This is a genomic window from Bacillus sp. 205(2023), assembly GCF_037027485.1.
GTDB classification, from domain to species: domain Bacteria; phylum Bacillota; class Bacilli; order Bacillales; family Bacillaceae; genus Bacillus; species Bacillus halotolerans.
Map to the genome: position 1 here is coordinate 140,798 of NZ_JAXCHF010000006.1, position 11,290 is coordinate 152,087.

Consider the following 11,290-nt stretch of genomic DNA (forward strand, 5'->3'; position numbering starts at 1 on the left):
TGAATTAGGGCTCATCACATCGTAGTCATACACAGGCGGAATTATGAATACATATTTTAATCCGACGAAGGAGCAAGAAAAAGTCGTAAACATCTCGTACGTTTTGTATAAACTAGTAAAAAAAGATTGGGTGAAGTTGATGTCAGATAAAGAACAAATCAGTCAGATGGAAGCCAAAGCAAGAGAACGGATGAAGGAGCGCGGCGTTGAGGTATCTGATATTGCCGAGCTTGTCTTTTTTCTGCAGAAAAAATATCATCCGGATTTAACCATGGATGAATGCACGTTGAATGTGAATCGGGTCCTCGCAAAGCGTGAGGTGCAAAACGCGATTTTAACGGGCATTGAATTGGACGTTCTTGCTGAGCAGAAAAAACTGTCTGAACCGCTGCAAACGATGCTGGAGATAGATGAAAGCCTATATGGAGTAGATGAAGTTCTGGCTTTTTCCATCGTGAATATTTACGGGTCCATCGGGTTTACAAACTATGGATACATCGACAAGGAAAAACCCGGTATCCTCGGCCGTTTAAATGATAAATCAACCGGCGAATGCCATACATTTCTTGATGACATTGTCGGCGCTATTTCCGCTGCGGCCTCCAGCAGGCTTGCACACCGCGCGCGGCATACAGAATAAAGGGCACCCCTTTGGGGCGCCCTTTTTTATATATGCTGAATCCACTCAGTCAGAGAATCAATAGCGTGAGTCGGTTTTTCCATATCGTCTGTCATATGCTCTCTTTTCGTTACGCCTGTGTGGACAAGCAGCGTATCCATCCCTGCATTAATGCCTGCCATAATATCAGTCGCGTAGTTGTCGCCGACCATAAGTGTTTCGGATACGTCAGTGCCGAGAACACGCATCGCCTGCTCCATGATGATGGATTCCGGCTTGCCGATAAATACCGGCTGCACGCCTGTGGATACGGTTAACACGGAGGTCAGTGAACCGTTGCCCGGCAGGAGGCCTCTTTCAGTCGGTATGGCAATGTCACCGTTTGTGGAAATAAAGCGGGCGCCATTTCTGATTGCGAGGCAGCCGACGGCAAGTTTTTCGTATGTAATCCCGCGGTCAATTCCGACAACAACAAAGTCCGCCTCTTCCTCTGCAAAGGTCAGGCCGTTTTCTTCAATCGCCTGGCGAATTCCTTCTTCCCCGATCACATACACAGACGCGTCTTTTTTCTGCTGGGCGATATGCTGGGCAGTCGCCATGCTTGTCGTAAAAACCTGCTCCTCTGTTGCCGGAATGTCAAAAGAGACCAGCTTGTCCGCCACCTGCTTCGGTGTGCGGGAAGAGTTGTTTGTCACAAAAAGATAAGGAATGCCGCGGTCTTTCAGCGTTCTGACAAATTCACACGCTTCCTCGATTTTTTCTGTGCCGTTGTACATCGTTCCGTCTAAATCAATTAGATATCCTTTATATGTTTTCATTTTTAAACACTCCTGTGGCTTTCCTGTCGTTATTTAAACGCGGAAACAGGGCCCAGCTCTGTTTCCAAGTAGCTTCTGATTCGTTTCGGAAAGACTTGAAGGACCGCTAGATGCGCGGTGATCAGCTTGTAAAGCTCTGCACTGTCAGCGAGCTGGTATTGCTGAACCAATGTTTTTCGGTACGCAATCAATTGCTTCAGCTCTGCTCCCTCTTCTTCCGTTACGACTTTTTCATCAACCAGTATGTCCATGATATCATCATAGCTGCCCGGGTCCCGCATAATAAAACCGTCAATCATGTCATTTCCTGTATCGAGAATGCATTCGATTAACAAGTGGCCGATGCGTTCAAGCGCGAGCCCCTCGATTTCGGATTTCCAGTCTGTTTGCGAATGAAACAGCGCCAGCTGACGCTCGAAGAACCCGAGTGTATGCTCTATCTTGTTTCTGTCAACAAAATACATGACAGCATCCCCTTTGTGTAATGGTTATTTTCTGATCCGTTTTAAGACAAAATACGCACAGCCGAAATTACAGTATTCGTAAATGTATTCGTCCAATGTGCTGATTTTGGTTTCAAAGGTCGCCTTTTGATTCTGGTCGTCAAAGAAGCCCTTGAGCCTGAGCTGGCCGTATCCCCAGTCTCCCACAATGTAATCGTATTTATTTAAAATATCGGAATAACGGGCTTTAAAAGCCTCTTCGTTGAAGCCGTCTTTGAAATTGTGCACCAGCTCAAATTCGGCATTTTGAATAAGAATCATGATCTCACCTCTTTTTCACTCATTCCTATCATAATTCATTGCCCCGTCCCCATCAATTGCTAAAGAATAATTCGTGTGATTTGGCTACCCTACACATGAGGAGGGATTACAAATGAAGCGAACTGCTGTCAGCCTCTGCCTGATGACCGGGCTTTTATCCGGATGCGGAGGCGCAGGATTCAATAACGCTGAACAGAATGCCCAGCATCAAAATGAAACCAGACCCATTCATGTATCTGACCGCGATGAGGCTTTTAACAGGCATGATGAGAATGAACAGTTTGGTTATGTCCGCTATCAAAAAGAACAATTGGACGCCGAACAGCAGGAGACACCGGCGCCAGACCGTGAAGAAACCGCTCACATCATATCAAGCTTAACGGTTCAGCTCCCTCATATTCAAGATGCCGCAGCGCTTGTCACTGACCAAGAAGCGCTTGTCGTGTACAAAACCGATTCGAAAAACCGTGAGCTGACAGCTGATCAAGTGAAAAAAACGGCGGTTTCGGTGATTCCACGTTACTATCATGTGTACATTTCCGACAATCCGAATCACATGCAGGCCATCAAAAATTACAGCAATCTCGGTTCCAGTTCAAGAGATGTCAGAGATATCATGTCGGGGACGATACAAGAAATGAAAACCTCCCCGCAAGGAAGCCCTGTCTCGGAAAACGAAAATGCCAATGGAGAAACACGCCAGGACAAGGAAACCAATAGGAATGACAAAAACGCCAGATGATCTGGCGTTTTGGCATTATGCTTGCGCTTGGCGTTTTTTAGATGCTTCGTTAACCTGTTCATCCGCATGGTAGGAGGAACGGACAAGCGGACCGGCTTCACAGTGGCTGAAACCTTTTTGCATCGCGATTTCCTTCAATTCTGCAAATTCATCAGGGTGATAATATTTTTGGACTTTTAAGTGCTTCTTCGACGGCTGCAAGTATTGGCCGATTGCCATAATATCAACATTGTTTGCCAAGAGGTCGTCCATCACTTCGATAATTTCTTCTTTCGTTTCACCGAGTCCGATCATGATGCTTGATTTTGTCGGGATGTCAGGCTGCATTTCTTTCGCGCGGCGCAAAAATTCCAATGAACGGTCGTAAGTCGCACGCGCACGGACTCTTGGCGTCAGGCGGCGAACTGTTTCGATATTGTGATTCAGGATGTCAGGGCGCGTATCCATTAACGTTTTTAAGTTATCATAGTTTCCGCCCATATCTGACGGAAGCACCTCAATCGTTGTGAACGGGCTTTTTCTCCGGATTGCACGGACAGTTTCCGCGAAAATACCCGCACCGCCGTCTTTTTGGTCATCACGCGCAACAGCTGTGATAACCGCGTGTTTCAGATTCATCAGAGCGACGGAATCTGCTACGCGTTCCGGCTCTTGCAGGTCAAGTTCAGTCGGAAGGCCCGTTTTGACGGCGCAGAAACGGCACGCTCTCGTACAAACAGATCCTAAGATCATAAATGTCGCTGTACGTCTCACTGCCCAGCATTCATGAATATTCGGACATTTTGCTTCTTCACATACGGTGTGCAGATTATTTTCCCGCATGAGTTTTTTGAGTCCTGTATAATTTTCATTTGTATTTAATTTAATTTTGAGCCATTCGGGCTTTCTGAGGTGTTCGTCTTTCTTTGCCAATTCCCATCATCTCCAATATCCAATATACTCAATTTCTGACACGAAACATTCTGAAAACGAGATAGGTGCAGTTTTTTCATTTCTGCAACAAAAATAATGTTTTTCTAACTAAAGAAAGTCTTTTCTTTAGACACTTTAACATAGGAAAAATTTCTCGACAAGGGAAGATCATTACTGACATTTTCTCGCCGGGTTGCCGCAAACTATGTGTATTCAATATTGAAAGGAGATTATTTTGTGAAAGTTGTGTTATCTGCCCTTCTTCTCCTTTTGTTTGCATTTGAACCTTATGCGTCTGGAAAAGAGCTTTCAGATCCGGTGCTTTCCAGACGGATGGAATTATATCATAAAGTCGAGGCTGTAACGCAGATTCCTTGGCATGCGCTTGCCGCTGTTGATCAATACGAGGAGAATGTGCGGAGCAACAGAAAGGATCTGCCTGACAAAACGGGAATCATCAGCATCTATGTACCGGATGAGATCTGGAGCGGACCAGAAAACCCGAACCCGAAAGACGATGCGCCGTTAAGCATAAAAGTGTTTGACGGAATCGGAATGGACGGTGACGGCGACGGGAAAGCCGAGGTCAGCAATGATGAAGACATTCTGTATACATTCGCACAATATCTGCTGTCGTACGGCACAGATGAGGAGAATATCCGCATCGGGCTCTGGAATTATTACCGCCGTGATCAAACGGTGGGAATCATATCCGAGTTCATGAAGCTGTTTAAGGCTTACGGTCATATTGATTTGGGCGAGCATGCGTTTCCGCTTCCGATCAGAACGGATTACAGTTACCGCAGCACGTGGGGAGACGCCCGGGGCTTTGGGGGAAGGCGGATTCATGAAGGAACAGATCTCTTTGCCCACTATGGCCTTCCTGTTAAATCCACCTGTTACGGCGTCATTGAAATGAAAGGCTGGAACCGCTTTGGAGGATGGAGAATCGGCATCAGAGATATTAACAATACGTATCATTATTTCGCCCACCTCAATGGGTTTGCAAAAGGCATTAAAACAGGGCAGATCGTTGAGCCCGGCCAAGTGATCGGGTCAGTGGGCAGCTCAGGATACGGCCCGCCTGGCACGGCCGGAAAATTCCCGCCGCACCTGCACTATGGCATGTATAAGGATAATGGAAAAACTGAATGGTCGTTTGATCCTTATCCACATTTGAGAGCGTGGGAGCGCTATGAGTACAAGAAAAAGAAATGACGAAAGCCGCCTCATGAAAAGGCGGCTTTATTTGCTGTTTTTTTCATTTTTTGAATCATGGCTGTCTTCTTCTTTGCTGCTTGGAAGCTGGACAGAAGGCGTAACACCTGAACCGCCGCTTCCGTTATAAAATTGCGGCACTTCGCCCTGCACTGCTTTAATTGATACAGGAACATTATTGGTGACCACGGCTGTTTTGCTTGCGAACGGGATGATGACCTTCACTTTAATTTCTACGAAGATGCTGATATCAATAAGTGCGTTATTAATGCCGTATGGCTTTATTTTTGTTTTGACGTCCGTAAAGGCGTCACCGATTAAATTGAACCGGACCGGGATTTTCGGACCGAGGTTTCCAAGAAGGCTGTTTCCTGTCACCTGTCCCAATGGGATGTTGATCATAATATTTTCACTGGCGCCGCTGTGTCCGGTGTGGGTTTCCATCTCTTTCAGATGAGACTGAAGCTGCTTTGTCACCTTTGTTTTCACACTGTTTATAATCTGTGTATTAAAATCGATTGTCGTTAAATTTCCGTTTTCATCAGAATTCATTTGAAACATATCTTTCATATTTTCGCTGTCAGACATATAATCCTCAATCGAATCCTGAATCACCTCTGTTGCCACACGCTTCGTTTCCATTTCACCGATGCTCATTAATACCGGTTTAATAGAGCCGTTGATAATCCAAAGGCTGACTGTTGTAGATATGATAAAGAATACGAGTGACAGCAGCAGCACGTACCGGAAAGGCAAAGGTCCTCTCTTGCGAAGAGGGCCGCGATATCTTGGCAAGAAAATCCCCCCTTACATATCACAATGTATGCTTGTAAGGGGGGACATAGTAATAGCCAAGGCCAATTTATTTTATTTCACCATTTTTAAAAGCGCTTCTCTGCCGCTCATGCCGGCATGAATGCCAAGATCTTCTGCGGCATATGTGACGGATTCTAAAGGGGCGTCTAACAGCTGGTCAATTGTTCGCACACCAACCGCCCGTCCCGCCACAATTCCACGCTCCTTTAATTTTTCATTCAGCAGCGCCACATCAAGCGCGCCGCACATAATGTATCCGTGATCATTGGAGACTGCCATGAAATTTGTTTTTGGAAGCTTTACTGTCACAGCTGTAAAAGGCTGTCCTTCGATCATAATCGGTGTCAGATTTACCACGTCAACCACTCCCTTCCTTCATCACTTTATGATGAAGGGCACGGCTTGTTGTGGGCTGACCTCCTTATTGTGCAAGCTTCCAGGCAAGCAGATCCCGCAAAAATTCCGGCATAAAATATTCTTTTACCTCGGCGTCGCGGATGATCGGAAACAGCCTGCCGAGCGTAAACATGTCAAGCACGGCCACAGCGTATTGTTTATTTTTATCTATGTCATCTCCGTTCAGCGTAATCCGGGTGACGTGCGTCATCCCATCGTCCAGCCGTTTTGTTTCGACATCGACACCCGCGTACACCATTTTCCCCATTACTTCTCCCCGGAAGCCCAATCCTTTAATTCGAAGCTGCTCCATCTGTTCCGAAGCGGCATGAACAATCGTTTCCTTCAGTTCCTCTCCCGTCAGGCGGACAGTAACCGGGTTGATGGGGTGAGGGCAGATGCGGTGCAGGTCAAGTTTGGTCACCGGGCCGGCTTTAAGCGGTCCGAGGATGACGCCGGAATTCACCATGCTGATGTCGGCTCCGCACCATTCCTTTAACGCATATGCCAGAAGTAAAGGCAGATCGGATTCTTCAAACCACTTGACTTCAGCATCTTGCGCAAGCTCCGCAACGGCAACGGACAGCTTTTCCTTGGCTTCACGTTCTTTTTCCTCAAGAAATGCTTTGGTTTCCGCCGATTCCCCTGTCCATTCAGCCATGTTTTGAACAGACGCTGTTTTGCTGATGATTTTTCGCTTTTCAGTGTCCATCGTGATGTCTACACAGCCGACATAGTTTCCGTATTTCTCAGCGCTGGCAAGCAATACGCCGTTGACCATCTGTCCATTTTCAAGCAGATGGTGAGTATGAGACTCGAGGATAACGTCAATCTCCGGAACCGCTTCAGCAACCGCTTGATCGTCAAGAATTCCCAAATGCGACAGGAGAACGATGATATCAGCCTGTCCTTTCACTTCCTGTATGGTTTCTTTTATACTTTCGAGCGCATCAGTAACAGTCCATTCCAGCTTGTCATAGACGGGATAATACGGTACCGTTACACCTAACAAAGCAATGGTCATACCGTTTCTCAATGTTTTGATATGGTAAGGAACCGCCCAGGACGGGCGGTTTCCGTTTTTGTCATACAGATTAGAGACGATAACGGGAAACTCGGCATGATCATATAAAGAAGCAAGCTCTTCATGAGGAAGCGTAATCCCCTCGTTATTGCCGATAGCCGCTCCATCAATTTGAAGACGGTTTAAGAGGTCTACATTGGTTTTTCCGAATGTCGCCTCTGTCACAAAATGAAAACGATCAATATGATCACCAATATCAAAAACGAGCGTCTCTTCGCTGTACAACTGATGTTCTTTTCTTTTTTGCTCAATATAATCTGTTATTTTTGGCCAATTTTCAAAATGGCTGTGCAAATCATTTGTGTGATATAAGCGGAGCTTCTCTTTCATCCCATTCTCTCCCTAATCGTTCAGCTGAAAATGCCTTCATAAATGAGCTGGCAGCCGATCAAAATTAATACGATCCGCATAATCATGACGATCGTTTTCGTCTGCATTTTTCGGTTGATGGCGGCGCCAAGCCTTCCGCCGAACCAAGCGCCGGGCACAAGTGCGAGGGCATACAGCCAATTCACATGCCCGGACATGATATGTGAAACAGATCCTGTCATAGAAGACAGGAAAATAATGAACATGGACGTTGCCACCGCAACCTTTGGCGGGAACAGAAATAACAGCATCATGGCTGGAACCATCAGCGAGCCGCCGCCTATTCCAAAGAGCCCGCCTAAAAAGCCGACAACAAAGGCGATGGCAATCCCGACAGATGCCTGATACGAGTAAGTATAGGGCTCTCCGGCATCATCCTGAAAAGTCCGTATTATTCCTCTGTGCTCTTTGTTTACCGGCCGTGCCTTCGCTTTCAGCATTAAGGATAATGAAATAAGAATCATAAATATGCCAAACCAAATGGAAAACGAGTTTGAATTAAAAAGCTTTGACACGTAAGCACCAATAATGCTGCCCGGACCTGAACCGATAAAGAAAATGAGCCCGCTTTTATAATCAACCGTTTTATATTTAATATAAGCCAAAGTTGAGGAAAGACCCGTAAAAATAATGACCAGAAGCGAAGTCCCGATGGCGACCTGCGGCGTCACATCCTGAAAATACGGCGTCACCGCGCTTAAAAACATCATGGCCGGAACGATGACAATCCCGCCGCCGAGTCCAATCAAACTTCCTACCGTACCCGCGATAAATCCCAGTACGATCAAAATCACAAACGACATCAATCAAAACCTCTTTTCTAAAATAAATCGAGCTGTCTCGGAGAAAGTCCGGGGTACTCGATATCAAGCAGTTCAAGCATCTGCTTGCCGTTATCCGCGGCGTCTCCGCCGGAATTGTTGTTGAACAGGACAAATACATCTTTACACTGCTGCTGCAATTCGTTCAGATGCTTTTTCCAGTCTTCCAGCTCCTGTTTGTTATAGCGGTATAAATATCTGACCTCACGCCAGTTTTTCCCGCCATCGGGCTTCATCCAGCCCTGCTTATTGCGTCCGTGAAACCTGACGAGCGTTTTGTTTTCATCGGTCGCCCGCAACACAGTCGGGACGCTTCCCTCGCCGATTTGCGGTTCGTCACATACGCTGTGAATCCAGCCTTCCGCTTTCATAAAGGAAAGCGTCTGCTCATAAAATGGCGGCGAAAACCAGGAGCGGTTTCTGAACTCAAGCGCGCAAGGAATATCGCCCATTTGATTTTTGCACCATCTTAAATAAGCGACATTTTCTTTCTTGCAGTCAAACCACGGCGGAAATTGAAACAGCACCATGGCGAGCTTATGGCTATGTAAATATGGCGTTAAGGACAGCTTAAAAGCATCAAACATCTCCTCTTTGGAGTCAAACGGAATGTCGCCGCGCTGATGCCCCGTCATGCCCTGATACGCTTTAATGATAAATTGGAAGGTTTCCGGTGTTTCCTTCACCCACTTTTCATTGTTGCGCGCCGGCTGAATCGCGTAAAAGCTCGCGTCTAATTCCACGATCGGAAAATGGGAGGAATAGGCCTGCAATTTTTTCTGGCTGGCCGTTTTCGGCGGATAAATGCTGTCATGATCCCCCCATCCCGTCAGTCCGATATAAATCACAATCATTCACCTCTCTTCCAGTTTATCACACGCGTTTTCAGGTTTCCTCGGAAATGCTGTTCATATTGCGGAAAAACGCTGAGCGCAGATGCTGATATTGTTCCTCATTGGTATCCAAAAACGCCTCCTCTCTTGCGGAAGGGATATTTTGGTACTCAATAGCCTCCTGAAACTGTTCACTCGTAAAGTCGTACACAGCCCCATTTATGCTGTTATAAAAATGCCAGCTCTCACCGACCTTTGTTTTGAAAATATCGCCTCCGAATTGCTCCTGTATCACCAATGCCGTCACGCCGCATTGGCCGCATGCCGGGCATTCTTTCGTCCATTTGGAACTCGTATGCAGCGACCATGATTGGTTTAGTATGTGTTTGATGTGTTCCATCATCGAAAGCCCCCTTTTTAAAAAGATACCACGATGATTGATTTTTAAAAACCAAAGTCACTGACATAAAAAAACCGGCAGAATTCAATCTGCCGGCCTTACGAAGGAACGACCAGTGCTCCCTCAATTTCGCTGTCTGCTTTCTCCCCATCACTGTACACGCTCCGTCCTCTGCTGTAGGTGGCCGAGATGCGGCAGGGGAAAGTATGTCCTTCATAAATGCTCTGCTTATGTTTTGCAAACATCGTTTCTGTTGTGACTGTGTACGGCTCCATGCTGACGAGAACGAGATCCGCGTCCCGCCCCTCTTCAAGCCGCCCTTTTTGCTGAAGGCCGAATCGCTTCGCGGGTGCCCCCGCTGTCCATTCAGCAATGGTTTCAAATGGAATGTCCCGCTCAAGGGCCAATTCAAGCATGGCCAATAAAGTAAACTGCCCGCCGCTGATTCCGCCCCATGACAAAAACATATTATCCTCCCGCTTCAGAGAAGGACGGCAGGGGGAGTGGTCCGAGGACACCATGTCAATATCCCCCGCGATCAGCGTATCAATTAACGCCTCTTTTGATGGCTGCGATCTGAGCGGAGGGGCGCATTTTGCGACAGAGCCCTTTTCCCGTAAATCGTCATGGCTGAACAAAACATAATGCGGGCATGTTTCGACCGAAACATCAAGCCCTTCCCGTTTCGCCTCTCTGATCAGCCGGACCGCTTTCGCCGTGCTGATATGGACAAAATGAACTGGACAGCCCGTCACTTTCGCATACTGAATCGTGCGATACACCGCTTCAGCTTCGGCTTCCTCCGGGCGGGAGGCCGCGTACGCATCCGCATTCACTTTCCCTTTATTCGCCCATTCCATCTGCAAAAAGCTTGTGATCGCATCGCTTTCTGCGTGAAGAGCAAGGATTTTTCCTGCGGCCGCAATTTCTTTCATTCCTTTGAGCAAGGTCCGTTCATCAACAGAGCGAAACTCCTCTGTGCCTGATTTTGATAAAAATGCTTTAAATCCTATCGCACCCGCTTCAGCCATCGGATGTATGTCATCAATATGACCGGGCACAAGGCCGCCCCATAACGCAAAATCCACCGCCGATTTTCGCCTGCCGATTTCAGCTTTTGCGAGAAGGTTTTCAGCCGTCACCGTGGATGGAATGCAGTTCAGCGGCATATCAAAATAAGTGGTGCAGCCGCCTGCAGCCATCATCTGTGAGCCCGTTTCAAACCCTTCCCAATCCTCTCTGCCCGGTTCGTTGAAATGAACATGGCAATCGACCGCACCCGGAAAAACATATTGCCCGCTAGCCTCCACAACCGGTGCCCCCTCTGCTTCAATTGCAGAACCGATCTTGGCAATTGTCCCGTTTTTCATTGCAATATCAGCTTCTTTAACACCATCCGGCGTGACTGCCTTTGCTCCTTTTATTACTAAATCGTAAGCCATACTGAACCCTCCCCTGTAAGGATGATGAATTTTTATGTCAGTTTATGTAACACAAT

14 protein-coding genes are annotated in these 11,290 nt (G+C 47.0%); 3 read left to right on the plus strand and 11 right to left on the minus strand.

All coding sequences use genetic code 11. From position 1 onward, the window contains the following. The first annotated feature begins 139 nt into the window (after positions 1-139). Entirely contained in the window at positions 140-640 is a 501-nt protein-coding gene (locus WA325_RS15410) for a phosphatidylglycerophosphatase A family protein (protein WP_024122730.1), read from the plus strand. A 26-nt stretch (positions 641-666) separates the two neighbouring features. Here WA325_RS15410 and nucF read toward each other — a convergent pair whose 3' ends face one another. The 3 genes from nucF to WA325_RS15425 are packed head-to-tail and all read right to left on the minus strand — an operon-like array spanning position 667 to position 2,201. Further along, on the minus strand, positions 667-1,437 hold the full coding sequence (nucF, locus tag WA325_RS15415) for a 5' nucleotidase NucF (protein ID WP_024122731.1): 771 nt from the start codon (positions 1,435-1,437) through the stop codon (positions 667-669). A 29-nt stretch (positions 1,438-1,466) separates the two neighbouring features. After that, on the minus strand, positions 1,467-1,901 hold the full coding sequence (locus WA325_RS15420) for a DUF86 domain-containing protein (RefSeq protein ID WP_105953817.1): 435 nt from the start codon (positions 1,899-1,901) through the stop codon (positions 1,467-1,469). Positions 1,902-1,925: 24 nt separating this feature from the next. Beyond that, positions 1,926-2,201, minus strand: coding sequence for a YutD family protein (locus WA325_RS15425; RefSeq protein ID WP_003228682.1), 276 nt, complete (start codon positions 2,199-2,201; stop codon positions 1,926-1,928). Between the two features lie 112 nt (positions 2,202-2,313). Here WA325_RS15425 and WA325_RS15430 point away from each other — a divergent pair, with 112 nt between their 5' ends. Next, positions 2,314-2,943 carry a YhcN/YlaJ family sporulation lipoprotein gene (locus WA325_RS15430; protein WP_202852983.1) on the plus strand — a complete coding sequence of 210 codons (630 nt, stop codon included), beginning with the start codon at positions 2,314-2,316 and terminating at the stop codon, positions 2,941-2,943. A gap of 15 nt (positions 2,944-2,958) precedes the next feature. Here WA325_RS15430 and lipA read toward each other — a convergent pair whose 3' ends face one another. Next, complete coding sequence (lipA, locus tag WA325_RS15435; RefSeq protein ID WP_010331747.1) at positions 2,959-3,855, minus strand: lipoyl synthase; 897 nt, start codon at positions 3,853-3,855, stop codon at positions 2,959-2,961. Between the two features lie 237 nt (positions 3,856-4,092). Here lipA and lytH point away from each other — a divergent pair, with 237 nt between their 5' ends. Next, a complete protein-coding gene (lytH, locus tag WA325_RS15440) occupies positions 4,093-5,073 on the plus strand; it encodes an L-Ala--D-Glu endopeptidase (RefSeq protein WP_336183903.1) in 981 nt (326 codons plus the stop codon). 27 nt (positions 5,074-5,100) lie between these two features. Here the strand turns inward: lytH and yunB are convergent, their stop codons facing one another. The 7 genes from yunB to WA325_RS15475 all read right to left on the minus strand — a co-directional run bounded on the left by yunB (position 5,101) and on the right by WA325_RS15475 (position 11,234). Beyond that, positions 5,101-5,868: a sporulation protein YunB gene (yunB, locus tag WA325_RS15445; RefSeq protein ID WP_059292623.1), complete on the minus strand. Its 768-nt coding sequence runs from the start codon at positions 5,866-5,868 to the stop codon at positions 5,101-5,103. Between the two features lie 72 nt (positions 5,869-5,940). Beyond that, positions 5,941-6,246: a YunC family protein gene (locus tag WA325_RS15450; protein WP_010331750.1), complete on the minus strand. Its 306-nt coding sequence runs from the start codon at positions 6,244-6,246 to the stop codon at positions 5,941-5,943. A 64-nt stretch (positions 6,247-6,310) separates the two neighbouring features. Further along, complete coding sequence (locus WA325_RS15455; protein WP_336183904.1) at positions 6,311-7,699, minus strand: bifunctional metallophosphatase/5'-nucleotidase; 1,389 nt, start codon at positions 7,697-7,699, stop codon at positions 6,311-6,313. Positions 7,700-7,719: 20 nt separating this feature from the next. Then, entirely contained in the window at positions 7,720-8,541 is an 822-nt protein-coding gene (locus WA325_RS15460) for a sulfite exporter TauE/SafE family protein (RefSeq protein ID WP_024122737.1), read from the minus strand. Positions 8,542-8,558: 17 nt separating this feature from the next. Further along, positions 8,559-9,407, minus strand: coding sequence for a DUF72 domain-containing protein (locus WA325_RS15465; protein WP_105954120.1), 849 nt, complete (start codon positions 9,405-9,407; stop codon positions 8,559-8,561). A gap of 37 nt (positions 9,408-9,444) precedes the next feature. Next, entirely contained in the window at positions 9,445-9,792 is a 348-nt protein-coding gene (locus WA325_RS15470; protein WP_326327045.1) for a YunG family protein, read from the minus strand. A gap of 98 nt (positions 9,793-9,890) precedes the next feature. Beyond that, the gene (locus WA325_RS15475) at positions 9,891-11,234 is read right to left on the minus strand and encodes an allantoinase (protein ID WP_105991625.1); all 1,344 of its coding nucleotides are present in this window, start codon (positions 11,232-11,234) and stop codon (positions 9,891-9,893) included. Positions 11,235-11,290: the final 56 nt, after the last annotated feature.